The following is a 25449-nucleotide window of genomic DNA, read 5'->3' as shown; positions in this document are numbered from 1 at the left end:
TCAGCGAGGTAGCCAGCGGCGCGGCGGCTTGCCGAGTTCGGGTCGGCGGATCAGTTCGAGCCGGGGAGCGGGTCCGTCGATGCGGCCGGTGGGTGGTTTGCGGCTGCCGGCACGGAACGGCAATGGCCATTGCGCGCCGGGGCCCCGATAGTTCTGCTCGGCCGCCGCATGCAGGGTCCAGTGCGGATCCCACAGGTGGGCACGTCCGATGGCGACCAGGTCGGCGCGCCCGGCGAGCAGGATGGAGTTGACGTCGTCGGACGAGGATATCGCTCCGACCGCCACCACGACCACGTCGTGGGGGATGCCGACGTCCTGACGGATGCGGTCGGCGAAGGGTGTCTGATAGCTCCTGCCGTAGCGGGGTTTCTCGTGGCTGACCACTTGTCCGGAAGAGACATGGACGATGTCGACGCCGTGTTCGGCGAACGCTCGTGCGACTTGAACCGCGTCCTCGACGGTGTTGCCTCCCGGGGCCCAGTCCTCGGCCGAGATGCGCACCGACATCGGGCGGTCGGCGGGCCAGACCTCCCGCACGGCGTCGAAGACCGCGAGCGGGTAGCGCAGCCGGTTCTCCACCGATCCGCCGTATTCGTCGGCGCGGTGGTTGGCCAGCGGCGACAGGAACGACGAGAGCAGATATCCGTGCGCGCAATGCAGTTCGAGCAGGTCGAATCCGGCGCGGGCGGCCGCGTGGGCCGCATCGGTGAATTCCTCGAGGATGTCGTTCATCTCCGACCGGGTGATTTCGCGAGGCACGCGGCTCAGCGGGCCGTAGGCCGAGGCGGAGGGGGCGACGGTCACCCAGTGCCCCTTTTCGAGGGGAGCGTCGATGCCTTCCCACATGACCTTGGTGGCGCCTTTGCGGCCGGAGTGACCGATCTGGACTCCGATCGCGGCCCCGGTGTTGTCGTGGACGAACTCGACGATGCGACGCCAGGCGCGTTCTTGTTCGTCGGTGTAGAGGCCGGTGCATCCGGGGGTGATGCGGCCTTGTGGTGACACGCACACCATTTCGGTCATCACCAGCCCGGCTCCGCCGAGGGCCTTGCCGCCGAGGTGTACCAGATGGAAATCCGTGGGCACGCCCGCGACGGCGGAGTAGGTGTCCATCGGCGACACAACGATTCGGTTGGGCAGTTCGAGGTTCCGGACGCGCAGGGGGTAGAACATCGGCGGGCGAGGCGAGGTGTCGACGCCCGATTGAGCGGACAGGTACCAGCCCTCGACGGCGTCGACGAAGTCGCGGTCGCGCAGGCGCAGGTTGTCGTAGGTGATGCGGCGACTGCGGGTGAGCAGGTTGAAGGCGAATTGGTCGGCGGGCTGGTCGGCGTAGCGGTGGATGGATTCGAACCATTCCAGGCTCGCCTGCGCGGCACGTTGCAACGACTCGACGACGGGTCGGCGTTCGGTTTCGTAGGCGCGCAGCGCCTCGGAAACCGAATCGTTCTCGTGGAGGCACGCGGCCAGCGCCAGGGCGTCTTCCATCGCGAGTTTGGTGCCCGAGCCGATCGAGAAGTGCGCGGTGTGGGCGGCGTCGCCGATCAGGACGATGTTGTCGTGGCGCCATGATCGGTTGCGGACCGTGGTGAACTGTATCCAGCGCGAGTTGTTGGCGAGCAGGGTGTGACCGTGCAGGTCCTCGGCGAAGATCTCGGCCAGGCGCGCGATGGACTTCTCGTCGCTTTCCCCGGGCGCGAGCGGATGTCGGGCGAAGCCGTCGAAGCCCGCGCTGCGCCAGACGTCTTCGTGCATCTCGACGATGAAGGTGCTGGCCTGGTCGCTGTAGGGATAGCCGTGGACCTGCATGACGCCGTGGTCGGTATGTCGGACGATGAATTCGAACGCTTCGAGGACTCGGTCGGTGCCCAGCCAGATGTATCTGTTGGCGCGGCGGTCCAGCGACGGACCGAAGGACTCGGCGTAGCAGTCGCGGATCGTGGAGTTCAGTCCGTCGGCGGCCAGCACGAGATCGTAGGTGTTCGCGAGATCTTCGACATCGGGTGCTGCGGTGGCGAAGTCGATGGTGACGCCCTGTTCGAGGCATCGTCGATGCAGGATTCCCAGCAGTGACTTGCGGCTCATCGCCGCGAAACCCTGACCGCCCGTGGTGCGGGTCTGGCCACGGTAGTGGATGTCGATGTCGCTCCACCGGGCGAATCGGGCGCTCATGGCCTCGTAGATCCGGGCGTCGGCGTGCTCGATTCCGCCGAGGGTCTCGTCGGAGAACACGACGCCGAAACCGAAGGTGTCCTCGGCGGCGTTGCGTTCCCAGACCCTGATCTCGTGGCTGGGGTCGAGTTGTTTCATCAGGGCGGAGAAGTACAGTCCGGCGGGTCCTCCGCCCACGACGGCGATTCGCATGGTCTGTTTCACCTCTTTCGGTTCTCGCCCAGACCAGGGTGGGCCGTGGGGGATGGATTCGGGGATTGCGCCTGCTCGACGAGTTCGGCGCGCAGGAGCGCGGCGATGTCGTCGGGCCACGGCTGGGCGGGGTGGTCCGGGCTGGGCGCGAATGGGGCGATCACCAGGCCCGCGGCCGCCGATGCGGTCTCCGGCGCGCGATCGCGGCCGGGGCGGGGTATTCGGGTGAGCTCGAAGTCGTAACGCAGCGAGGTCGTGCCGAGCCGGCTGAGGACGAGTTCGAGGTGGGCTGTGTCGCCGAACCACAGCCGTTGTCGATAGTCGACTTCGTAGCGCACCCGGGGCAGACGACCGGTCAGCCAGGCCAGGCCCGCACGGTTGAGCAGTTCGGCTTCGGCGGCTTCGACCCAACGGATGACCGTGCTGTGGTGGTAGTGCCCTGCGGCGTCGGTGTCCTGCCAGTCGACCAGCCGCCGCACCACCGTCGGCGTCATCGCTGTGCCTCTCGTGCCTCACGCACCCGGAAACGCTGCAATTTTCCGCTCGGGTTTCTGGGCAGACCGGCGACGAACTCGATGCTGCGGGGGTACTTGTAGGGCGCTGCTGCCTGTTTGACGAATTGCTTCAGCTCCGCGATCTTGGCGTCGTCGCCGAGTACTCCCTCGCGCAGGACGACCGCGGCGTGCACGATCATGCCGCGTTGTCGGTCCGGCAGGCCGACCACGGCGCTCTCGAGTACGTCCGGGTGCTGGTCCAGAACGATCTCCACCTCGGGGGCTGCGATGTTGTAGCCAGAGGAGACGATCATGTCGTCGCTGCGCGCCTGGTACCAGAAGTAGCCATCGGAGTCGCGGGTGTAGGTGTCGCCGGTCATGTTCCACCCGCCACGCACGTAGTCGTTCTGTCGCAGATCCGCGAGGTAGCGGCATCCGGTCGGTCCTTTGATCGCCAACTGCCCGGGGGTTCCGTCGGGCACCGGGCGACCGTGCTGGTCGTGGATCTCGGCTCGGTAGCCGGGGACGGCGCGCCCGGTGGAGCCGGGGCGGATGTCGCTGTCGCAGGCGGAGATGAACACGTGCAGCAGTTCGGTGGAGCCGATGCCGTTGATGATCCTCAGTCCGGTGCGCCGCGAGAACTCGTCGAACACGTACTCCGGCAGGTGTTCTCCGGCCGAGACGCAACGTCGCAGGGTGGTCAGTCGGTCGAGGTCGTCGCGCGCGAGCAGCGCGCGGTAGGCGGTCGGCGCGGTCACCAGGACGGTCACGGCGAAGGTCTCGATCGCGGTGAGCAGGGGATCGGGGCCGAACCTCTCGGTCAAGACGACCGAAGCGCCGGCGCGCATCGGGAAGATGACCAGTCCGCCCAGGCCGAAGGTGAACGCCAGTGGTGGCGTTCCGATGACCACGTCGTCGGGTCGTAGAGCCAACAGGTGCGCGCCGAAGGTGTCGGCGATCGCGAGCACGTCGCGGTGGAAGTGCATCGTCGCCTTCGGCACACCGGTGGTCCCGGAGGTCGGAGCCAGCAGGACCACGTCGTCGGCCGCGGTCTGCACGTCGTCGTGCTGAGTGCTCTTGGTCTGCGCGAGGTGCGCGAGTTCGGCGTGCAGCGCGACGATACGCAGGGTCGGGTCCGCGGCGGCGAGGTCGTCGACCAGTCCGTCGTCGCACAGGGCCAGCGCCGGTCGTGTGATTCCGATCAGGCTCGACAGCTCGTTGGCTCGCAGCAGCGGCATGGTCGCCACGGCCACCATGCCCGCCTTCACTGTCGCGAACCAGCAGGCCACCAGGACGGGGGTGTTGGGGGCGCGCAGCAGCACACGGTTTCCGGGGACGAGTCCGAACTCCTCGACCAGGACGTGGGCGATCTGGTTCGCGCGATCGAGGAGTTCGCCGTAGGTCCAGGTCCGGTCGGCGCCGACGAGGCAGGGCCGTTCGCGCCCGAACGCGGCCACCGTGGCGTCCAGCAACGCGGTCGCGCAGTTGAGCCGATCGGGGTAGTCCAGTTCGGGCAGGTCGAAAACCAGTTCCGGCCACGATTGCGGCGGTGGGAGGTTGTCGCGGCAGAAGGTGTCCTGGTGGGCCGACGGTGTCAGCATGGCGCACCCTTTCGTAGGAGGCCGTCAGCACGATCGGCCGACGAATATATCGCTCACGTAACGGCCGTCATCGTGGAACTGTGGAGGGTTGTCGCGATGGCGCGGACGGGTGTCCGCGACCGGCGCATCAGTCGGCGGTGTCGACGAGTGCGGCGACGGCCTGGATCTCGATCAGCGCCTCGGTTTGCCACAGCGAGCTCACCCCGATACCGGCCATCGCGGGATAGTCCGTGCCGGCCAGTTCGCGCCAGATCTGCCCTATCCGCGCTCCGTGGGCCTGGTAGTCGGCGATGTCGAGCAGATAGATCGTGACGCTGAGCAGATGCTGCGGCTGTCCGCCCGCCGCTCGCAGGGCCACGAGCACGTTGGTCAGGGCTTGCTGGAACTGGGCCACGATTCCGCCTTCGACGATGCAGCCGTTCTCGTCCATGGCGGTCTGGCCCGCGAGGTGGACGATGTCCCGATGCCGCACCGCGTGGGCGAAGCCCGACGGCTTCACCAGCGATTCGGGGTTGATTCGCTCGATGGTCATGATGCTTCTCCCTGAAGGGGGCACCCGGGTGACACCGGGCGTCGAATTCTCTTAATATAGCGCTTGGATTTCGTTCGTCAATTTTTAGATATACAAGTGAGGCTGTGGTGGGATCTGCGGAGAGCGGTGCGGGATGCGGTTGCGCACTGTCCTGAGAGTGGATGGGCGTAGCTGCGCCCAGATAGGCGTCGACGGGGGCTGGCATTCCACCGCCAGCGCCGATGTCGCCGAGTTGTTGGCGTTGCCGCGTTGGCGTGAGAGCTGGCGCGCGGCGCCGGAGTCGACGCAGCTGCGTTCCGCGCCGTTGGTGCGTACGGCGGCCAAGGTGATCTGCTGCGGTCACAACTACCGTGCGCACATCAGCGAAATGGGCCATCCCGAGCCGCGGCACCCGACATTGTTCGCGAAGTTCACCGACACCCTGACCGCGTGGGACGCCGACATCGTGTTGCGCGAACCCGCCGCGGTATGGCAGTTGGACTGGGAGGCGGAGTTGGCGGTGGTGGTGGGTTCGCACTTGCGCCGCGCCGAGCCGCGTTCAGCACGCGCCGCGATCGCCGGCTACGCCGTCGCCAACGACTTCTCGGTGCGCAGTCGGCAGCGTCGGACGTCACAGTGGTTGCAGGGCAAGGCGTTCGAGGCGACCACTCCCCTGGGGCCTGATCTCGTCACCGCCGACGAGATCGATCCCGCGGACGGGTTGCGGATCTCGTGTCGCGTCAACGGTGTTGAGGTCCAGGACGGCTGCACCGGCGATCTCGTGTTCTCCCCCGCCGAGCTGCTGTCCTACATCTCGGACTTCACTCCGCTGCGTCCCGGAGACGTCGTGCTCACCGGCACTCCCGGGGGCGTAGGGGCAGCCCGGATCCCCGCCCGCTATCTCGAAGTCGGCGACGTCGTCGAGACCGAGATCGAGGGTATCGGGTTGCTGCGCAACCGGATCGTCGCATGAGCACACAGCCGCCCCCGCGGGGGCCGAAAGGAGACCCGATGACCGAGAGCACCGTCGATCACACCGCCGTTCCCGTCCTGACCAGGGCCGGGCACGAGGACACCCGAACAGCCCAGTCCGGAGACTGCGTGCGCGTCTCCGGGGTCGGTTCGCAACACACACCCGCGACCCGCATCTGGTTCGGCAAGGTCACCAATCGCCCCGGCTACCGGTCGCTGCCCCACCATCACGGCGAAGCGGAGACCGGCGGATACGTGTTGCGGGGCAGCGCGCGAATCTATTTCGGCGAGAATTATCAGCACTACCTCGACATGACCGAAGGAGACTTCGTGTTCGTTCCGCCGTTCATGCCGCATGTGGAGGCCAACATGAGCACGACCGAGGATCTGGTGTGGCTCACCACCCGAACTCCGGACAACATCGTGGTCAACCTCGAGGATGTCGCCGACGCACTGCTGCGGGGATATCGGCGCCGCTAGCCCGAGCAGCCGCAAAGGGGCGGCGACCCGTGGTCGCCGCCCCTTTTGTTCGGCCCCGAGAGCGGGGCGACACCGACGCGATCGCAAAGGCGAGCCTCGTTGCCCGTCGTGCGCCGCCAACCGCGAGCGAGCCGGCGGCGCACCGATCAGCCCAGACCGACGTCGGCCGGGCGCACCCCGGGCGGGCCGAGGAAGATGACGCCGGCTTCGTTGCCGTATTCGACCATCTTCATCAGATCCGGGAAGGGCGCTTCCTCCGGCCGAGGCAGCCGCCGCTCGGTTGCGGGGGTCACCACCTTCGCGACGAAGTCCTCGAAACCGGTGGGCGCAGTGATCGCCAGCCAGCGAGCTCCCTCCGGGGAGGTCACCTTGTAGCAGTGCGGCACTTCTTTGGGCAGCAGTACGAACTCCTCGGGGCCGATGACCGCGGTCTGGTCGCCCTGCCAGATCGTGATCTCGCCTTCGAGGACGAAGAACGCCTCGTCCTCGTTCTTGTGCAGGTGCAGCGGGACGTCGTCACCGCCGGGGCCGTGCATGATCCCGAGGGTGAACCTCCCTTCGGTCTCCGCACTGCCCACGACGGATTCGATCAGGCTGTTTCCGAACCAGAGCAGCAACCGATCCTCGGCCGTGACGACCTTGCGCCGAGCCAGTTGCTGAGCGGGTACTTCGATGTCGATGAAAGGAGTCATGCAAAATAGTTAACACCCCAGCTCGCTGATAAGCAATGTTTTTGGATGTTCGCTCGCCCCGTTGCGTCTACGACACCGGATCGAGGTGGGCGTATCGCCCCTTGAAATACAGCAGCGGGAACCCCTCGCCCACTCCGTGGTTGACCACGCGACTGATCACGATGTCGTGGTCCCCCGCAGCGACTTCGGTGTGGGCCACACATTCCATCCACGCCAGCGATCCGTCGAGGATCGGACAGTCGGTGCGCAGGCCGGGTCGCCAGGCCACCCCGGCGAACCGATCGCCCGGACGCCCGAAGGCATGGCCGATCCGGACCTGGGCCGCACTGAGGACGTTGACCGCCCATCGCCCACCGGCGCGCAGAGCGGGGAATGTGGCCGACTCCTTGCGTACCGAGAAGGCGACCAGCTCCGGCGTGAGCGAGACGCTGAAGAAGGACTGGCAGGTGAACCCGGTCGGCGCTCCCTTGTCGAGGCCGGTGACGATCGTCAGCCCGCTCGGAAAATGGCCCATCAGCTCGCGAAACGAATTCCCCGCGCCGTCTCTCTCGTTCATGTCTGCCACGGTCGACCTCCCAAGGTCTTCGACGCCCGCGCGGAGGGGACCGCGGATCGACCCCAACCGGGCGAGTCGACGGATTCGATGTGATTCGCCGAATGCCGCACTCCGCGCGTACGGCGCCCGAAAGGGCCGTTCGCGCGCCCCCGGCAGCGCTTCCACCTGCCGGTTGTCTTCATTCAGCGATAGATCTATAGTTTGCTCATCACCACGCTGATATGTCAATTGTCTGGCACGGGGGTGGGTGGTGACACGAATCGCCGGCGCGGACGGTGCGCCGGCAGCGATCCGGCTCGCGACGCCCCGCTCGCGACGCCTGGAAGGAGCATCCGATGACCCAACGATCCGATGACGTGTCCGAACTGGTGCAGCGCGCCGAGAAGTTGCAGCCGCTGCTGGCCGCGCACGCCGCCCGCACCGACACGACTCGCCGTCCCGCCACGGAGGCGTTGGCGGCGATCACCGAGGCCGGACTGTTGAAGCTGGGAACGCCTCGCCGATTCGGCGGATACCAGAGCCCGCTTCGGACCCAGGTGGAGGTCAGCGCGGCCCTGGGACAGGGGTGCGGATCCACCGCGTGGATCGTCCAGAACATGAACGGTTCGGCGGTGTTCGCAGGCATGCTGCCCGAAAAGGCCCAAAACGAGGTCTGGGCCGATTCCCCCGATGCTCGCGTGGTCGCGGCCATGGGCCCGTTGACCGAGGTCACCCGCGTCGAGGGCGGGTTCCGTGTCTCGGGCAAGGTCGGCTGGCTCTCGGGCGTCGACTACGCCGACTGGGCGATGGTCGGCTTCGCGACCCCCGAGTACGAGCAGCACCCGCCAGGCGTGGTCATGGGCCTGGTGCCTGTGGAGCCCGCCAGGATCGAGGACACCTGGCAGGTGACGGGCATGCGCGGCACCTGCACCAACACCCTGCACCTCGAGCAGGTCCACGTCCCCGATCACCGCACCATGAACGTTCTGGGTCTGCTGGCAGGTCTGTCACCCACCGAGTTCCAGGACGAGGTCCTCTACCGAGGCACCCAGTTCAGTCTCACCCTCGCGATCATCCTCGCCGGAACGCAGATCGGCTTGGCCCGGGCCGCCGCCGAGCTCGTTCGCGCCAAGGCGCCGACGCGCCCGATCAGCTACACCACCTACGGGAGTCAGGCTCAATCGGTCGGGTTCCAGATCCAACTCGGTCAGGCGGAGGTGATGATCGACAGCGCCACGCGTTATCTGCTCGACATCGCCGAGCGGATCGACGACGCGGGTCGTCAAGGTCGCCAACTGCCCTTGCACCGACGACTCATGCTGCGGGCGGGCCTGTCTTGGGCGTGCACGCAACTGCGCGAGGCGGTCGGGTTGCTCGTCGACGCCCACGGCACCTCGAGCTTCGCCGAAGCCAACCCGCTGCAACGGATCTGGCGCGACATCAACACCGCCTCGCGCCACGCGATGCTCAACGCCCAGGTCGGGTTCGAAGCCCACGGAGCCAGCGCGCTCGGCGCACCCACGACGATCATCCCCACCGCATAGGAGCGCGTCACGATGAGCTTCCGGACAACCGTCACCACCGCCTCCGGCGATGTCCTCGGCCACGAGGCCGACGGCGCGAGCAGCTTCCTGGGAATCCCCTACGCGAGCGATCCCGTCGGAGCATTGCGCTTCGCCCCGCCGACGCCCCACCCCGGCTGGAGCACTCCCCTCCTCGCGACGAGCCCGGGACCAGCCGTTCCCCAACCCCCCTCCCGGCTCGAACCGATCATGGGCCGCCCGAACGCTACCTACTCCGAATCCGGCAGCCTCACCCTCAACGTCTGGACCCCCGACACCGACGGCCGGTTGCCGGTGCTGTTGTGGCTGCACGGCGGCGCCTGGACCACCGGGAGCGCCGGATGGGACTGGTACAACGGACAACGACTGGCCACCGAGGGCCGAATCGTCGTCGTCACCGCCAACTACCGCCTCGGCCCCCTGGGATACCTCTACCTCGCAGGCCACGGCGTGGACGACGCGCAGGGAAACTACGGGCTCCGCGACCAGTCCCTGGCCCTGCGATGGGTACACCAGAACATCGCCGCCTTCGGTGGAGACCCCGACATGATCACGGTCGCAGGCCAGTCGGCAGGCGCCCACGCCGCCATCCAGCTCGGCGCCCATCCCGGCACCAAACCCCTCGTCAAGCGCCTGTTCCTCCAGAGCGTTCCCTGGAAGGTGCCCCACCAGACGGTCGCACAAGCCACCGACATGGCCACCGAGTTCCTCGAACTCTCAGGAGTGCCCGGCCCGGCCGAGCAGCTGCGCGAGACGCCGGTCGACCAACTGCTCGAGACCGGTACCCGGTTGGCGCAACAGCACGCGGTCGCAGGACTGTCCGGCGCTCCGACGCTCGGAGTGATCCTCACCCCGGAAACACCGTGGGAGAACGCCTTCGACACCACCCTGTCCGGAGTGGACGACACCGTCGATGTACTCATGGGATACACCAGCCGAGAAACCAGCGCGTTCCTGCACGGCGTGTTCGACCTCGCGCAACTCACCGACGCGCAGTGCGCCCATATCCTCACCGTGGTCCTGCGCGACCCCGAAGCCGCGGACACCTACACGCTCTTCCGCGAACGCGACCTCGACGCCGAACCTCATCGAATTCTGGCGGCCGCCGCCACGGACGCGGTGTTCCGGACGCCGACACGAGACATCGCCACTCGCCGTCGACCGTTCGCGACGGGAGCCACACACGTCTACGAATTCGGTTTCGGCAACGAGGCGATCGGCCCCTGCCATTGCATCGATCTGCCGTTCCTGTTCGACAACCTCGACACCTGGAAAGACGCACCGATGCTCGCGGACTTGCCCCCGCGAGACGCTCGACGGACCGCCGACGAATTCAGCCGAGCCGTCGCCCGATTCGTCACCACCGGCGATCCCGGCGTGAGCAATACCGAGCAGACCCACACCGACACCGGGGAATACGTCATCGAATTCCCCACACCCGCACAGTCCTAGCCCGAGACAACTGTTCGGCAGGTGTCCGGGGCGAGCCGTGTCGAGACTTGCTCCGGACACACCCACCGTTCATCATTTGCCGACGATTAGGATTCCAGGCATGAACGCACCCCAAGATCTGGCTCTGTCCATCTTCGGTGCGCATGTACGAAAACCCGGCCAAAAGGCATGGTCCGGCGGGCTCGTCACGCTGATGGGCGATTTCGGATTCTCCGTCGAAGCGGCGCGCACCGCCCTCAACCGGCTGGTCGCACGGGGAATGATCGACAGGCATCGCGAAGGACGCCAGATCTACTATTTCGTGTCGGCCGAAGGCCAAGAATATCTGGCCGAAGGCGACCGTCGATTCTTCACCTTCGGCAAGACGCAGCAACGCGCCGACGCCTGGACGATCGTCTGGAATTCCCTGCCCGAATCTTCGCGCCAGGAACGCAGCCGTCTGGCGACTCGACTGCGATTCTACGGGTTCGGCCCGATCCAGGACGCCACCTGGATCGCCGTCGGCGACCGCGAACCCGAGGTGCTGCGCACGATCCAGGCATGGGAGATCGAACGATACGTCGCCATGTTCGTCGGGCGCCTGTCCCGACGCATCGACCCGACGAGCATGATCGCGACCGCCTGGAATCTGCCGCGCGTCGCCGAGCACTACGAACTGTTCCTGCGAGACTTCGGCAACCTTGCCGATCCGGCGCAGCGGGCTGTCCTCGACGACACCGGCGCGTTCGTCGCACGCACCCAGATGGTGCACCGGTTCCGTTCGTTTCCCACCATTGATCCGGAACTACCCGAAGCCCTGGCACCGCAGGTCTACCAGCTACGCGCCCGCGCGGTGTCGTTGTTCGACACCGTCTACGACGCCCTCGAGGAAGCCGCCGAACGCCGATTCACGCTCGTGGCCGGAGGTCTCTGAAGCGCACCCCGGCCGCAGGCGTTCACCGCTGCCGGATCAATCCCTCCTGGACCACCGTCGCGACATGGTGGCCGTCCCGGGTGTAGAACCGCCCCAGCGCCGTCCCACGCCCGGACTCGGCAGCCAGGGCCTCCTGCGCGTAGAGCAACCAGTCATCCACCCTCGCTGCACGATGCAACCACATCGCGTGATCGAGACTGGCGGTGCTCAGGGCGGGGTCGGCCCATGCGAAACCGAGAGCGCGCAGCACCGGCTCGAGGATGGTGTAATCGCAGACGTACGCCAAGGCCACCGCGTCACGCTCGGAATCCGACAGACCGGCCACCGCTCGCAGCGCGTCGAACGGCTTGACCCATACCGCCTGGTGCGGTGAGCGACCCCCGTCGACCGACAGATAGACCGGCCCCGGCACATGACGCATGTCGAAGCTCCGGCCGAACGACCAGTACTCCTTGGATCGCGATGTCATCGTCCCGCCGAAGCGATCCTCCAGATACTGCGCAGAACTCGGCAGTTCCTCCGGCACTGTGATCTCGAGCCGGTGGTCCAGGGATACAGTCGCTCCCTGCTCGCCCGCGGCGAACCCCGCCAGGCACACATAGACGACCTTCTCGTTCTGATACCCGCGCACCTGCCGACTGCTGTAGCCTCGACCGTCGCGCAACAGCTCCACCTCGTAGCGGATCTCGGCGCCGATCTCGGCTGGACGCAGGAAGTAGCTGTGCATCGAATGCAGCGTCTTTCCGTCGGACACCGACCGGATCGCGGCCACCGCTGCTTGCGCCACCAGGTCCCCGCCGTACGCCTTCGGCCACGGACAAGGCTGCGTCCGCCCCACAAACGCGACATCGAAGAACCGCGCTTCGGTCGACTGCAACCCAACAGCTTCGGTGAACAGCCGCGACGACGTCTCGATCTCAGCCATCAGCGGGTTCCCTTCTCCGCACCATCACTCGACGACGGTGCTGCATCGACAGCTGTCCACGCCGCGACCCGATACCGGGCCCGGCGTATCGCATCTCCGCAGGAACGGAGACACCGACCGCATCCCCATCGTATAGCGTAAATTTCATGGCCGTCATTGTATAGACATACTAGCTAGAGCGTCGTGGCAGTGACTACATGCCGACTGATCAGCTACTTCACCGAGGATTGACCGAGACGACGCGTACTGCGTGCCAACAGGATGATCAATTGCAGACGACGAGATGCCCCTCGGCTTGGAACCTCGATCCGCCTGCTACCACGACGACGCCTTCGACCTGTACGCCGCCGACCAACCACTGCTGGCTCGCTTCCCCGGCCTTGTTGCCCTCGCACCCGACGCCGAGGTGCGCCCGAATCTGCTCGAATGGGTGGTCCGGGATCCCGCTGCGAAGAAGGTCATCGGGAACTGGGAGGAGCGGGCCATCGCCATGGCCAACGCCTTCCTCGTTGTCGCGCCCGGCCGGATACCCGAGCGGCGCATCCAGCATGGCAGCTGTCGCCAATGTTTTGGCAATTGGACTAGGCCGCGCCAACGGGCTTGCGTTACCCAAGCGACACGGTGAGTGCCCCGAGCTCACAAGGCCAGACTCAACGCGCCGACCAGGATCATCGCGGCGCCTGCGAACCTTCCACTCACGTCACCGAATGGGATCGTCTTCTCCAGCAGGACGAATATTGCGATCACCGCGGTCCACAGGAGGTTCATCACGCCGCCGACGAACAGCAATCCCATCAGGATCCAGCAGCAGCCCACACAGTAGGCGCCGAGCCTCAGTCCCATGCGGAAGGCGCCGAAGTTGCCGGTGCGCCAGTAGCGGGACAGGAAGTGCGCTGGGGCCCTGCAGTTCCTCAGACAGGCATTCTTCAACGGAGTGAGCTGGTAGAGGCCAGCCGCGATCAGCAGCGCGGCTCCGAACAGGGCGCTTCTGGACACCAGCATCGGGGAGAGCAACGCGGCCTGATCAAGAGCATGCTGAGCGATGGTGGCCACGAGGCTGAAGATCGTCCACATCGCGATGTAGCCGGTGACGAAGACGAACGTCCGGGCCACCGGATTGCGCTCGGCGGCGGCCTTCCGGGCGACCGCGGCGTACAACAGGGTCATCGGCGCCGCGGTCGGAACCATCATCGCGACCATCATCACGGCCCACGTCGCCAGTGTCAGGCCGAACTCGGTCGCGGTCCACGGTCGTACCCCGAACATGGCGTCCCGCATCGACATTCGGCGCGCCGCTACCACCATGTAGACCCAGGCCGCGACTGTGATGCCGCCCAGACCGGCCAGCACAGCCAGATCGTCTCGGTGGCGCCGCACCCAGTGTGTGGTCAGCGGATGACTCCGTCCTGGTTCATGTGCAGGATGTTGAACTGGCCGTAGCTGTCCTTGAAATCGAGTTCGATTCCCGCCCGGGCCGTGGTGTTGCCGTTGCCCATCTCGGCATAGGTGTAGCGGCCCCCCTCCGGCATGTTGATGCGGATCCTGGCCGGCTCCCCGGTGTAGGGAAGGACGATCGGCGTCCCGCGGGCCTCGACGAGCCCGTCGATGGTGAGGCCGGCCTGTCGCTGCTCGATGTCGATCGACAGTTCGATGGGCGCGTACAGCGTCTCCAGCACGGTCGAGACCGTGCTGTTGTACGCGTAGAAATGTGTCGTTCCGGGTGCCGTCGACTCGCCCAGCAGGATCTTGCCCAGTCCTTCGCGCTGCGCCGGTTCGGCCCGTTCGTCGATGATGACCTGCTCGGTGCCGTTGCCGTCGGCTACCTCGCCCGGCCAGGACAGCAGTACCGCCCAGTCCAGGCCGTCGAGCTTCGTGTGGTTGAAGTACCCCTCCTCGATGTGCCCGCACATCATCTCCGCGCAGTACCCATGGGTCGACTTCGCACCGAACTGGCACGGACAACCCCAGTCGCAGGTGCAATTCGCGAACTCCGTGCCGCGAATCATCCATCGGTCAGCCACCGGATTCTCCCCGTTCCTCGCACTTAGGTGCCGACGACGTCGAATTCTGCGGCTCGGGTGGTGGCGATTGCGGTGACGCCGGCGATGTCGGATGCGCGGCATCAGTGGCCTCGAGCCCAGCCACCGTGCGCTGCCCGGGAGGGTCATATCCTCGACTGATAGATATGTCACATAAATCTACTACCGTGCGCCGATGGCCAGAACAGTGCAGTTCGATTCGTACGGCGGTATCGACGTCCTCGAGGTGCGCGACGTCCCCCGCTCTGTTCCGGGCGTCGGTGAGGTTCTGGTCGAGGTCAGAGCAGCCGGCATCAATATCAGTGAGGCCGCGATCCGCACGGGTGCCGTGCGGGAGATGTTCCCTGCGACTTTTCCGTCCGGTCAGGGCAGCGACCTGGCAGGGGTGGTGACTGAACTCGGCTCCGGCGTCAGCGCCTTCGCTGTCGGCGACGAGGGGATCGGGTTCTCCAACCGCCGGTCCAGCCACGCCGAATACGGGACAGTGCCGACAAACCAGTTGACCGCCAAGCCGTCGGAGGTTTCCTGGGAGGTGGCCGGCTCACTGTTTGTCGCGGGCGCCACCGCCTACGCCGCGGTGCTGGCGGTGCGCCCCGTACCGGGGGAAACGGTAGCGATCGCGGGTGCGGCCGGCGGTGGCGGTTCGATCGCGGTTCAACTCGCCCCGACGCGCCGGAGCCACGGTCCTCGGCATCGCAGGGCCGTCCAACGACGCCTGGCTCGCCGACCATGGCGCGGTCCCGGTCAACTATGGCGACGACCTGACAGCCCGGCTGCGCGCCGCAGCACCATCCGGACATATCGACGCCCTGCTGGATTTCTTCGGTGGTGGATATGTCGCCATGGCGGTCGAGGACCTCGAAGTACCGCGCGACAGGGTCGACACCACCACCGATTTCGCTGCGGTGGAACGGTTCGGGGTCTTGTCCGCAGGCGGCGCGGATGCCGCGACCGCAGCGGTGGTCGCGGAGCTGGCCGACCTCGTCGCACGGGGTGAGCTGGAAGTGCCGATCGCCGGAGTCTTCGCCCTCGACGATGTGCGGGACGCGTACCGGGAGCTCGAACTGCGCCATACCCACGGAAAGTTTGCTGCGTCCATGAGCGGCTTCATGGAGAACCTGCCCGGGATGATCGCCCGCGATGGCGCCGAGCTGATCGTCCGGCTGCCGATGCCGGGAGATGTTCCGCTGCAGATGTTTTCGGTGCGAGACATCGGCAAAGCGGCCGCCGCCCTACTTACGCGACCGGAGCCGGGCACGGCGCCGGTCGAGATCGCCGGAGACGAGGTGACGGGCGATCGGGCCGACTTCGACCGCACCCGCGCTCTGGTCCCCGATGTCGAGAACCTGCCTCGGTGGTCGGCGCGCCAACCAGACTTCGGCTGAGCGACCTCGCACTCGGAAGTCCTCCCAAATCCTCCGGTAGGGGTTTCGCACGCGCATGCCCAGGCAGCGCCGCCTGTGAATGGGACACTCGTCGTCGTGTCCGTCAGGCTGGACCGCGCCTACTCGCCAAATGGTTCAGCCACAGGTGGTCGATCCACTACCGCGACTGCTGCCGACCGGCGGCGTCCGCTACTCGGGCGGCGCGAGCGTTGTGAAGTGTTACGTTGGCTGTGCACTCTCGGCGAAACCGCCGCGCGTCGACGACGCCCGGCGCTCCGCACGGCACCTCTGGTCAGGAGGCAACGCGTGAGTACCTACACGGTCGGCTACATCATCGGCAGTCTGTCCACGGAATCCATCAACCGGATCCTGTCCAAGGCCCTGATCCGGCTGGCACCCCCACAGCTGACATTCACCGAGATTCCGATCAAGGATCTGCCGCTGTACAACCACGACTACGACGTCGACTACCCACCGGAGGGTCGCGCACTCAAAGCGGCCATCACCGCCGTCGACGCCGTACTGTTCGTGACGCCGGAATACAACCGCTCGATCCCGGGCGCACTGAAGAACGCCATCGACTGGGCCAGCCGCCCGTGGGGCGACAACTCGTTCACACTCAAGCCCTCCGCAGTCATCGGCGCCTCGCCGGGCAAGCTCGGCACCGCGATCGCCCAGGCGAGTCTGCGCAGCGTCCTGGGCTACTGCAATTCCCCGCAGATGAACTCCCCGGAGGCCTACATCCAGTTCCACCCGGACGTCTTCACCCCTGACGGCGATGTCCTCGACGACTCGACGAAGCAGTTCCTCACCCGGTTCATGGCGGATTTCGCCACCTTTATCGCCCGCATCCACAGCGTGGTCCCCCGACTCGGCTGACCGACCTCCCGCCAGTCGGTGAGCGAGGGGTGTTCGTGCGACGCCAGCGCCGGTACGCTGACAACATCCATGGTGAAGAAGGGGTCGGCCAGCGCCAGCTTTATTTGTTCGTCCCCATGCGCAACCGCCGCTGCTCTGGCGGGCCCTGCGCCCCGGCCGGGCCGCTGGGAACTTCATCCAACGCCTGAATCTTGGCCTCCAGGACCACTTGCTTCCACTTACCTACCGATGCCGTACTTACCCCGCGCCGTCACGCGGCCTCCGCGGCGCTCATCTCACCGGACAACCGTCGGTACGAACGGAAGGGAGAGCCCATGGCAACTCGACGAGTTTGCGGCGATCTCGCAGCCCTTCGTTGCCTGAAATCGCTGGCGCAGCGCATCTGGTCACCCGAGCGTCGCTTCCATATCGGCGACATCGCATGGGCCCGGAACTCGGTCCCTGACACGACAGCGGAGTTCCGCGTGTCGGTATGGGAGGAACGCGGCGTGGTGCTTGGCGAATCGGACTTCGCTTCTGCCGTTACTCGATCCTGACGGGGTCGGTCGATAGTCGAACCGATTCGAGATCGCCACCCCGCTTCAAGGCTCAAACCCGGGCGAACAGTCGTTCACAGGGTAGACGCGGCAACAGTCGGAGGTCTTCGACGGTCGTGTGGATCAACTCCATCGCACACCAGTCTTTCCGCCTCCTGTCATCGAACAGGCCGCGAGCCGCCGACGCCGTCGCCGCGAAGTCGAAGACCTCTCCGGCCAGCCATATCCGCACGTGCACATCACCTTCGCTCGCATGGCACTTCCCTGCCGTCATGGCACGTCACCTCCTGTGAAGCCATAGCTGTGATGATTCTGCGCGACAATCGGGTCCGGCAGATCGGCGCTGCCGCGGAGACCGCGACATCCGGCTCCGCAGCTGATCAGCCGACGTATCAGCTGTTCGACAGCAAAGAAGAACTGATGGCCGCCAGCCTGCTGGAGCGGACAGCACCCGATTACCAAGCATCGCTGTTACCGGCCGACCATGACGACCGTCCGCCCCGCGCCCGGATTCTGCATGTCTTCGAACAGCTGGAAGCCCTCGAACAGAAACACGACTATCACGGCTGCCCTTTCGTCGCGGCCGCGGTCGAAGTCAAGTCACCCGAGCATCCGGCCAGCGTTGTCGCTCGCCGGCAAAAGGACAAACTCACCGCGTTTTTCGAGCAAGAAGCCGAACGCGGCGGCGCACACGACCCCGCACACCTCGCCCAGCAGCTCACCCTCGTCTTCGACGGAGCCAGCGCCCGTTCTGTCGTACAGGCGCAACGGCTGAACGGCCTCGCTGTCGTGACCGCCACCGCACTACTCGACGCCGCCGGCATCAGCGATTCCTTAGAGTGAGTCGCCGTCGGACGGGCCCCGTCTCCGCAGTGGCACAACGCCCGGGTATCGCCGCACGATCGACTTGGGCGACCGACTCGCACATCAACCCGGCCACATGGTGGAGCGACAGCGGAGTACCCCGCTCATGCCCGCTCGGTTCCAACGGCGACATAGCCAGCCGCCCGCACTCCATGGCAGCGAACTGCGACAGGATCGTTCCCCGAGTAAAAGAAACACCCGCATCGCCGCCCACCGCGTACAGGAACTGATCGACGAGAGCGTGGAGCCGTGGATTTCGCTGTGTCGACGCCGCGTTCACCGCCGATCTCTGCGCGACGACGATGGTCCGCATCCAGCGGGGCGGCGTACGCGGGCTGTCCTCGATGATGCCGAGGCCTACCGCGAACTGGTTGCGGTCCGCACTGCGGGCGCCAGCGCGCAGCCAACGACAGAGCGACACAACCAGCCGGAACCGGCACAGAGAGCGCTTCCCGACAGTTTCGAACTGTAGGCCTTCTTGACGCACCTGGGCACCCATTAGGTAGATTGAGTTAAATAGTTATACTACAATCTCCAGGTAGGGCAAAGTGACCTCTGCGACCGTCAACTACACCGAATCGACGCCGAGCACTTCACCGGCCGATCGGCGCGCGCTCCGCGACCTTCATCGGCGGCAAACCCGTCATCAAGCGCTCACCGCTGCCACCACGATCTTCGTAACACGCGGTTATCACGCGGCCACCATGGACGAGATCGCCCAATGCGCCGGATATAGCAAACCGGTTCTCTATAACCAGTTCTCGGGAAAACTCGAGCTGTACCTGGCCGTGCTGCAGAACTACATCGATACGCTGGTGAACAGTGTGCAACAGGCTTTGCGCGCGACCGGCAACCGAAACCGAGTCAGCGCCGCAGTGTACGCGTATTTCGACTTCGTCGATGACGAAACCCAGGGCTACCGACTGGTATTCGATGCCGATGGCAGTGCGGAGCCATCGGTGCAGTGGCGAGTCGCGCGGGCCGTCGACACCTGCGTCGACGCGATCGCCGACGTTATAGCCCACGATACCGAACTCGATTTCCATCGGGCCCGGCTATTCGCCGCATCCTTGGTCGGAGCCAGCCAATTCGCGGCCCGCTACTGGCTCACCAGGGGACGAAGCCAACCCAAAGCCGACGCCGCCGCGGCTGTCATCAACCTCTGTTGGGGTGGACTCGCTCAAATTCCCTTACATACCACCGACTGAACAGAACCAGATCCGTGCGGCGGCGTACCGCCCTTCGGCGCAAACCTGGGCCAAGACGCGTGCCTCGCCCCAATGCTCGCCTGCGTCGAGTTCGCTGCCCGGGCACCACTCCCGACCAAGCATCGGTCACCACCGAATCCAGACCCGATCTCTGGCGTCTAGTCCTTGCCATCGCCGAATCCTGAACCCGAGCAGGAGGTTTGATGCGCGGAACACTCTAGCGGCAGCCTGCAGAAAGCCCGCGGATCGCGTGCTGGTAAGAGTGCGGCACGAGTATTGGCGCGTCACAGCCAGCGCAGAAGTCCCGCAGCCGCCGGCGCAGCGGGACCGCCTGAGAAATCGGCCTCGGTGCCGGGTGGATCAGTCTTTTCGATCAATGTCCGGCGGCGGATGACGAGCAGACCGGCATCAGCGTTTGCCCACCACGAATTGTGACTGGTGTTCCGCCGCCCAGTCTGCGAATTTCTGCAGTTCGAAGCCCCAGCGTGTGGAGATGGAAGGGTCGACACGGTAACCTTCGACCGTCAGCCATTGCTGGTTCTGGATGACTCCACCCGGGGTGCCTGCGGCTTTCGCGTCGGCTGGACTCAAATGCACCGCTTCTACGGCGGCTCCCGTGATCTCGGACAGCACCGAGGCGACTTGCGACATGGTCAGCGCTTCGCCCGCCAGAGGTATCTCGCAACGATCGAAGCGCGCGGGGTCGGCGAATGCCGCCGCAGCGATCTTGCCGATGTCGGAAGCCGCGATCAGGTCCAAGCGAGTTTCTGAATCCATCGCCGTGGTGATCTGTCCTTCCGCGAGCCTGGGAAACATCGTGGCGACCTTGGGCGGCATGAAGTTGTCCATCATGAACGCGGGTTTGAGGATGACCCAGTGCGGAATGGAACTCGAGCGAACCAGTTCGTTGGCCGCTGCCTTGCTGGTCCAGTACAGCGGCCACCACCGCTGCTCGTCCCATCCGACGAACTGCTCGTGCTCGTCGGCGCGGGCCACCGAGGTGTGCACGAGGGTCCGTACCCCCGCTTCGACCGCCGCGGATACCAAGTGCTCAGCGGCGCGCACCTCCCGGTCGGGGTCCTTGGGATGCGGCGGCATCTGCATGGAGAACACTGCCTCGACGCCGGAAACCGCGGCGCGCAGCGCGTCCTTGTCATCGAAACTTCCTCGGTGGAGTCGGACACCTCGCCGCGCCAGCGCGAGTGCGGCCTCGGACTCGGAGTTGCGGACAAGCGCATGCACCGGTCGACCCGCGCCGAGCAACGCTTCGACAACGGCTCCACCCTGAGCCCCGGTGGCACCCGTGACGAGTACGGCTCCGGACTCTTCCATCATTCCTCCTGATCGACGTGGTGACCGGCTGTGGTGGACACTCCGAAACGGCGTACCGCCGCGGTCATCGAGCAGCCGGTTCGATACTCGATGTGGCCGCGACGAGACGGGAATTGATCAATGTCTCGGCCTCTTGGACGATTCCGGTGACGACCTCGTCCACGGTGGAGATGTCGTGAACCAGGCCCTGGGCCATTCCGACTGTCCAAATCCCGTAGTCCAGGTCTCCGGTCTCGTAGACCTTCCTGCCCCGAGCTCCGGCGACGAGGTCGCGCACATCCTGGAAGGTCGCACCGGTTCGCAGCAGATCGACTACCTGCCTGCTGATTTCGTTGCTCGCGACACGGGATGTGTTCCGAAGCTCGCGGAAGATGAGGTCGGTGTCGCGGATATCGGCGTCGCGGATGCGCTGTTTGACGTTGTCGTGGATCTGGGCTTCGACGGTGCACATGAACCTGGTACCCATGTTGATTCCCTCGGCACCCAGTGCCAACGCAGCGACGAGGCCTCGGCCGTCGGCGAAACCTCCCGAGGCGATGACCGGAATCTCCAGTCGATCCACCGCGGCCGGGATCAACACCAACCCCGGGGTGTCGTCCTCGCCCGCGTGACCGGCGCACTCGAAGCCGTCGATACTGACAGCGTCGACACCGAGACGTTGCGCGGACAACGCATGGCGAACGCTCGTGCACTTGTGCACGACTGTGATACCCGCTGCTTTGAATGCCTCGACGTGCTCGCCCGGATTCGAGCCCGCGGTCTCCACGACACTGATCCCGGAATCGATGATCACCTGACGGTATTCGGCGTACGGGGGTGGGGAAATCGACGGCAGGATGGTGAGATTCACTCCGAACGGTTCGGAGGTCAGGGCACGGCACCGTTCGATTTCTTTGCCCAGTTCCGTCGGGTCGGGCTGGGTGAGCGCGGACAGGAACCCGAGCGCGCCGGCGTTGGCGACCGCGGCGACGAGCGGCGCCGTCGCGACCCACTGCATTCCGCCTTGAACGATCGGGTGCCGGATTCCGAGCAAGTCGGTGAGCCTGGTGGTGATCAAGGGCGAGCCCGTTCGCGTCGGTACGAGCCGTTGCTCGTCATGGGGCCACCTGTCGATTGACGAATTCGTGGTGCTCGTGGGAAGCCATGCTGTATCGCTCGGTCATCAGGGAATGCCCGACCGGTCCCGCGAGGCTCGACTCGAGGTACATGTTGAGCGCGCGTTTGGTGTCCTGCAGTGCCCCCGCGGGCTGAGCGGCGAGCCGCTGCGCGATGGCCATGGCTTCGTCGACGACGTCAGTGCGCGGGACGATCCGGTTGGCCAAGCCCATCGCCTTGGCTTCATCCGCACTGATTCGCCCGCCGAGCAGCAGCATCTCTTTTGCCCGGAGCAGACCGACATGCAATGGCCAGGCGACACCGCCGTCACCGCAGACAAGTCCGACCGAGATGTGCGGATCGGCGATGAATGCGGAATCGGCCATCACCACGAAATCACTGAACGCCAGAAAGCTGGCGCCCAAGCCGACAGCGGGCCCGTTGACCGCGGCGACGATCGGTAGCGGGAAGTGCACCAGTTCGACGAGCAGACGACGCGCTTCATCGACGTTGCGCCAGCGCCCTTCTGGTTCGAGCGACAACCGCATCATCTCGTAGTCACCTCCGGCGCTGAATGCCTTGCCCGCGCCCGTCACCACGACACAGCGGGCGTCGGGATCGGCGGCCAACTGCGGCCACAGCGACAGGAAAGAGTGGTGCATCGTCACGCTGGTGGCGTTGCGGCTCTCGGGCCGGTTGAATGTGACCAGTCGCACCGGGCCATGAGCCTCGACCAGGATTTCCGGTTCGTCATGGTCAGCCATATCTCAGTCCCTTCTCTCCGCGGTTTGCGGATCGTCCCAACGAACCGGTAGATAACGACGTCCCCACAAATGGTGCTGCGCCACACGCTCGGACGAACCGTCCAGGCGTAGGTGCGGCAGCCTGGTCCTCAGCAATTCCAAGGCCCGAATCCCCTCCGCCCGCGCCAGCTGCGCACCGAGGCAGAAGTGTGCCCCCAGGCCGAAGGCGAGGTGGCGACGCAAATCCTTCTGTGCCCGTTCGAGCAAGAATTCGTCGGGGCTTTCCCATTGGCGCGGGTCACGATTGCCGGATCCGAACAGCAGCATCACCTTGGAATTCGCTGGGATCGGGCAGTCTTCCACCATGGTGTCCTCGGTAGTGGTCCGGAAAAGACCGAGCACCGGCGGATCCAGCCGAAGGCTTTCCTCGATCGCGGTCTGGACCAGTTTTCCGTTGTCGACCACCTGTTGCCATAGATCGGGCTTCTCGAGTAGTCGGTAAATGACGTTGGTGAGCATCGAGGTGGTGGTGTCATTGCCGCCGGTGAGGGCAGTCGAAAGCACGTAGCCGATCTCGGCCGGGGTCAGCCGACGATCGCCGTGTCGCAGGGCGAGCATGTAGCTGAGCAGGTCGTCCGGTAACGTGTCGCCGAGATCGGATTCTTCCGGTTCGGTGATTCCCGCGTCGCGCAGCAGCGCTCGCCGGTGCTCGAGATGCGGCTCGAAATAGGCGTTCAGCCTCCTGATCGCAGGAGCCGCGCTGCGTGGATCCTCGATTTCGAACGCGGCGAAGAACTCATCGCTCATCTCCTTGAGTTCGCGCGCGTCTTCGGGCGGGATTCCGATGAGATGCGCGATGACACGGATCGGTAGGAGTACGGCGAACTCGGTCGCGAAGTCACCGCGCATCCGCCCGCCTGCGGTCATATCGTCGATCAGATCGTTGATCGTGGAGTCGATCAACTCGGCATTGACGGCTCCGGCAGTGGGTGAGAGCCATTTGCGGAACAGCTTTCGGAACTCTTTGCTGTCCGAGCCGTCCGCGTTGAAGCCGATAGGTCGATTGAACTGCGGGCCGCTACCGGCTCGAGCCGACCACGTCTTGGCCTCGGCATCGCTCAAAGCCGCGGTGATGTCGGCGAATCGGGTCAAGCTGTAGAAGTTGGGAGAGAATTGGGTCGTATGGTGGACCGGGCATGATTCCCTCGCACGCTCGAACGCCGCGAAAGGGTCTTCGGCGATCTCCGCGGACAGCGGATTGAAGTCCTCGACGCTGATCGGCGTTCCGTCGTCACTGTCGGTCTTCATATTCCTGTGTTCCATGCTCGCCCTTTCTTCCGATGCTCACGGAGTGCTGCGGCCTCCAGTCGGAGCCCTTCTTCCGGGGTGGTGCTCTCGATCGCGTCGCAGAGTCGTTTTGTCGTGGAGGAAAGCGCGGAGTCCATGTCCGCGATCCGGCCTGCGAGGGCCGTGGCGCTATCGAGGAGTTCTACCGCCGGGACGATCTCGGTGACCAGACCGACGCGCAGTGCCGTCTCAACGGACATCGGCTCACCCGCGAGGATCATCCGTCGCGCCCAGCCACGCCCGACGGCGCGTGGCAGGTGAACGGTCATCCCGCTGCCACTCATCGCCCCGATCTTCAGATGCGTGTCACGGAAGACCGCTTCCGGGGAAGCGATCAACATGTCGCAGGCCAGCGCGAGTTCCAGCCCCCCTGTCACCGCAGCGCCGTTGACGGCGCCGACGACGGGTTTGCCGAACTGGCGCAGGCGCCGGATCGCCTTTCCGACCACGTCGCGCGGAGCGTCCGGCTTGCTGAACTCGGTGAGGTCGAGTCCGGCGCAGAAACCGGGACCGGCACCGGTGAGCACGATGGCCGCGACCTCTTCCGAGCGGTCGGCGCGTTCGCACTCGGCGACGATCCGGCGAGCCATATCGCTGGTCAACGCATTACGAGCCTGCGGGCGGTTCAGTGTCCAGATCTCGACACCGCCGGGGACAGCCGTGATCGACAGTTCGTTCATCGATACGAGTCCCACAGCACCGAGTAGCCGCCATCGACATTGATGGTTTGACCGTTGATGTAGCCACCGGCATCCGAAGCCAGCAGCAGGGCCAGGCCCGCGAACTCGCGGACGTCGCCGACTCGGCCCGCTGGGCAGCGATCGAGGTACCGCCGAAGTCGATTCTCGTCGGACATCAAGGATTCGGCTTGCCGGGTGTCGAAGAGCGCCGGAGCGATGGCATTGGCTCGAATCCCGTGCCGTCCGTACTCGCACGCCAGATTCCGGGCCATCTGTATCAGGGCGGCTTTGGTGATGCCGTACGGGCCGTTGTCCGAGCTGCCGAAGGTCGACCCGATTACCGATGAGGTGAATATTATTCGGCCCCAGCCTTGTTCGACCATTCCGGGTAAGACGTCCCGGCAGATCCAGTGCGCCGACATCACGCTGCTCTCGAGGAACTTGGCGAGTGTGCGATCTTCGAGGTCGGTCGTCTCGCCGATCCAGATATTCATCCCCGCGTGCAGCAACAACACATCGATCCTGCCGAGATCGCGCTGAGCCTGTGCCACCAAGCTTTTCACCGCGTCCCGATGCCCGATGTTGGCTGCGATGGCGTGGGCGCGCCCGGTACCGACCGCTGCGTCGACGGTCGCGGCGGCGGCGCGCGCCTCGTCGGCATCGCGCCCGACGATCACTACCTCGGCGCCGTGCCGGGCGAGTTCCTCCGCGGCGGCCAGACCCATTCCTCGCGTCGATCCGGTCACTAGGGCGACCCGTCCGGTCATGTCGAATATGTCGCGGTGCGCGGGGGCTTCCCCCGCTGACCGTGCCGAGCTGCCATTACTTTCGGTCACGAGC

General features: G+C 65.6%; 25 protein-coding genes and 1 pseudogene. 11 read left to right on the top strand and 15 right to left on the bottom strand.

Translation table 11 applies throughout. The annotated features are described in order from the left end of the window. The 4 genes from ABZ824_RS07970 to ABZ824_RS07955 all read right to left on the bottom strand — a co-directional run bounded on the left by ABZ824_RS07970 (position 1) and on the right by ABZ824_RS07955 (position 4991). Positions 1–2364 carry a bifunctional salicylyl-CoA 5-hydroxylase/oxidoreductase gene (locus ABZ824_RS07970; RefSeq protein WP_356962387.1) on the bottom strand — a complete coding sequence of 788 codons (2364 nt, stop codon included), beginning with the start codon at positions 2362–2364 and terminating at the stop codon, positions 1–3. An 8-nt stretch (positions 2365–2372) separates the two neighbouring features. Continuing rightward, positions 2373–2858 (bottom strand): acyl-CoA thioesterase, encoded by a 486-nt coding sequence (locus ABZ824_RS07965; protein WP_356962386.1) that lies wholly within the window; start codon positions 2856–2858, stop codon positions 2373–2375. Further along, positions 2855–4459, bottom strand: a complete 1605-nt coding sequence (locus ABZ824_RS07960) for an AMP-binding protein (protein WP_356962384.1) — start codon at positions 4457–4459, stop codon at positions 2855–2857. Before ABZ824_RS07960 ends, ABZ824_RS07965 begins: the two co-directional genes overlap by 4 nt. Positions 4460–4586: 127 nt before the next feature. Further along, on the bottom strand, positions 4587–4991 hold the full coding sequence (locus ABZ824_RS07955; protein ID WP_356962382.1) for a RidA family protein: 405 nt from the start codon (positions 4989–4991) through the stop codon (positions 4587–4589). A gap of 157 nt (positions 4992–5148) precedes the next feature. Here ABZ824_RS07955 and ABZ824_RS07950 point away from each other — a divergent pair, with 157 nt between their 5' ends. Continuing rightward, positions 5149–5943 (top strand): fumarylacetoacetate hydrolase family protein, encoded by a 795-nt coding sequence (locus tag ABZ824_RS07950; RefSeq protein WP_356962380.1) that lies wholly within the window; start codon positions 5149–5151, stop codon positions 5941–5943. A 38-nt stretch (positions 5944–5981) separates the two neighbouring features. Beyond that, positions 5982–6422: a cupin domain-containing protein gene (locus ABZ824_RS07945; protein ID WP_356962378.1), complete on the top strand. Its 441-nt coding sequence runs from the start codon at positions 5982–5984 to the stop codon at positions 6420–6422. A 146-nt stretch (positions 6423–6568) separates the two neighbouring features. On the opposite strand, the gene ABZ824_RS07940 is transcribed toward ABZ824_RS07945, so the two are convergent. Both ABZ824_RS07940 and ABZ824_RS07935 read right to left on the bottom strand, forming a co-directional pair. Further along, positions 6569–7114, bottom strand: coding sequence for a cupin domain-containing protein (locus tag ABZ824_RS07940; protein WP_356962377.1), 546 nt, complete (start codon positions 7112–7114; stop codon positions 6569–6571). A 67-nt stretch (positions 7115–7181) separates the two neighbouring features. Next, complete coding sequence (locus tag ABZ824_RS07935) at positions 7182–7670, bottom strand: flavin reductase family protein (protein ID WP_356962376.1); 489 nt, start codon at positions 7668–7670, stop codon at positions 7182–7184. A 335-nt stretch (positions 7671–8005) separates the two neighbouring features. On the opposite strand from ABZ824_RS07935, the gene ABZ824_RS07930 reads away from it, so the two are divergent. The 3 genes from ABZ824_RS07930 to ABZ824_RS07920 are packed head-to-tail and all read left to right on the top strand — an operon-like array spanning position 8006 to position 11576. Beyond that, a complete protein-coding gene (locus ABZ824_RS07930) occupies positions 8006–9193 on the top strand; it encodes an acyl-CoA dehydrogenase family protein (protein ID WP_356962374.1) in 1188 nt (395 codons plus the stop codon). Between the two features lie 12 nt (positions 9194–9205). After that, entirely contained in the window at positions 9206–10663 is a 1458-nt protein-coding gene (locus tag ABZ824_RS07925; RefSeq protein WP_356962373.1) for a carboxylesterase family protein, read from the top strand. Positions 10664–10700: 37 nt separating this feature from the next. Continuing rightward, positions 10701–11576, top strand: coding sequence for a PaaX family transcriptional regulator C-terminal domain-containing protein (locus ABZ824_RS07920; RefSeq protein WP_356962371.1), 876 nt, complete (start codon positions 10701–10703; stop codon positions 11574–11576). A gap of 22 nt (positions 11577–11598) precedes the next feature. Here ABZ824_RS07920 and ABZ824_RS07915 read toward each other — a convergent pair whose 3' ends face one another. Further along, positions 11599–12501, bottom strand: a complete 903-nt coding sequence (locus ABZ824_RS07915; RefSeq protein ID WP_356962370.1) for an acyl-CoA thioesterase domain-containing protein — start codon at positions 12499–12501, stop codon at positions 11599–11601. A 295-nt stretch (positions 12502–12796) separates the two neighbouring features. Between ABZ824_RS07915 and ABZ824_RS07910 the strand changes: the two genes are divergently transcribed. Continuing rightward, positions 12797–13126: a hypothetical protein gene (locus tag ABZ824_RS07910; protein WP_356962368.1), complete on the top strand. Its 330-nt coding sequence runs from the start codon at positions 12797–12799 to the stop codon at positions 13124–13126. A gap of 11 nt (positions 13127–13137) precedes the next feature. On the opposite strand, the gene ABZ824_RS07905 is transcribed toward ABZ824_RS07910, so the two are convergent. After that, entirely contained in the window at positions 13138–13878 is a 741-nt protein-coding gene (locus ABZ824_RS07905) for a DUF2182 domain-containing protein (RefSeq protein WP_356962366.1), read from the bottom strand. An 11-nt stretch (positions 13879–13889) separates the two neighbouring features. Then, entirely contained in the window at positions 13890–14522 is a 633-nt protein-coding gene (locus ABZ824_RS07900) for a DUF1326 domain-containing protein (protein WP_356962364.1), read from the bottom strand. Between the two features lie 193 nt (positions 14523–14715). Between ABZ824_RS07900 and ABZ824_RS07895 the strand changes: the two are divergent. The 5 genes and pseudogenes from ABZ824_RS07895 to ABZ824_RS07875 form a co-directional block, all read left to right on the top strand. Next, positions 14716–15625: pseudogene (locus tag ABZ824_RS07895) on the top strand (NADP-dependent oxidoreductase); the annotation flags it as partial. A gap of 606 nt (positions 15626–16231) precedes the next feature. Further along, the gene (locus ABZ824_RS07890; protein ID WP_356962363.1) at positions 16232–16804 is read left to right on the top strand and encodes an NADPH-dependent FMN reductase; all 573 of its coding nucleotides are present in this window, start codon (positions 16232–16234) and stop codon (positions 16802–16804) included. A gap of 314 nt (positions 16805–17118) precedes the next feature. Further along, positions 17119–17340, top strand: a complete 222-nt coding sequence (locus ABZ824_RS07885; protein ID WP_356962361.1) for a hypothetical protein — start codon at positions 17119–17121, stop codon at positions 17338–17340. Between the two features lie 420 nt (positions 17341–17760). After that, entirely contained in the window at positions 17761–18183 is a 423-nt protein-coding gene (locus tag ABZ824_RS07880) for a TetR/AcrR family transcriptional regulator (protein WP_356962359.1), read from the top strand. Positions 18184–18752: 569 nt separating this feature from the next. Then, positions 18753–19412, top strand: a complete 660-nt coding sequence (locus tag ABZ824_RS07875; RefSeq protein WP_356962357.1) for a TetR/AcrR family transcriptional regulator — start codon at positions 18753–18755, stop codon at positions 19410–19412. 408 nt (positions 19413–19820) lie between these two features. Here the strand turns inward: ABZ824_RS07875 and ABZ824_RS07870 are convergent, their stop codons facing one another. The 6 genes from ABZ824_RS07870 to ABZ824_RS07845 form a co-directional block, all read right to left on the bottom strand. Next, positions 19821–20744: an NmrA family NAD(P)-binding protein gene (locus tag ABZ824_RS07870; RefSeq protein ID WP_356962355.1), complete on the bottom strand. Its 924-nt coding sequence runs from the start codon at positions 20742–20744 to the stop codon at positions 19821–19823. A gap of 64 nt (positions 20745–20808) precedes the next feature. Continuing rightward, positions 20809–21801, bottom strand: a complete 993-nt coding sequence (locus ABZ824_RS07865) for a nitronate monooxygenase (RefSeq protein WP_356962354.1) — start codon at positions 21799–21801, stop codon at positions 20809–20811. 37 nt (positions 21802–21838) lie between these two features. After that, a complete protein-coding gene (locus ABZ824_RS07860) occupies positions 21839–22603 on the bottom strand; it encodes an enoyl-CoA hydratase/isomerase family protein (RefSeq protein WP_356962353.1) in 765 nt (254 codons plus the stop codon). Positions 22604–22606: 3 nt separating this feature from the next. After that, positions 22607–23890, bottom strand: a complete 1284-nt coding sequence (locus ABZ824_RS07855; RefSeq protein ID WP_356962351.1) for a cytochrome P450 — start codon at positions 23888–23890, stop codon at positions 22607–22609. Further along, on the bottom strand, positions 23887–24609 hold the full coding sequence (locus ABZ824_RS07850) for an enoyl-CoA hydratase-related protein (protein WP_356962349.1): 723 nt from the start codon (positions 24607–24609) through the stop codon (positions 23887–23889). Before ABZ824_RS07850 ends, ABZ824_RS07855 begins: the two co-directional genes overlap by 4 nt. After that, positions 24606–25445: an SDR family oxidoreductase gene (locus ABZ824_RS07845; RefSeq protein ID WP_356962347.1), complete on the bottom strand. Its 840-nt coding sequence runs from the start codon at positions 25443–25445 to the stop codon at positions 24606–24608. Before ABZ824_RS07845 ends, ABZ824_RS07850 begins: the two co-directional genes overlap by 4 nt. Positions 25446–25449 lie beyond the last annotated feature (4 nt).

Source organism: Nocardia sp. NPDC047038 (assembly GCF_040644075.1).
Taxonomy (GTDB): Bacteria; Actinomycetota; Actinomycetes; order Mycobacteriales; family Mycobacteriaceae; genus Nocardia; species Nocardia sichangensis.
This window is presented reverse-complemented; position numbering and strand designations above follow the sequence as displayed.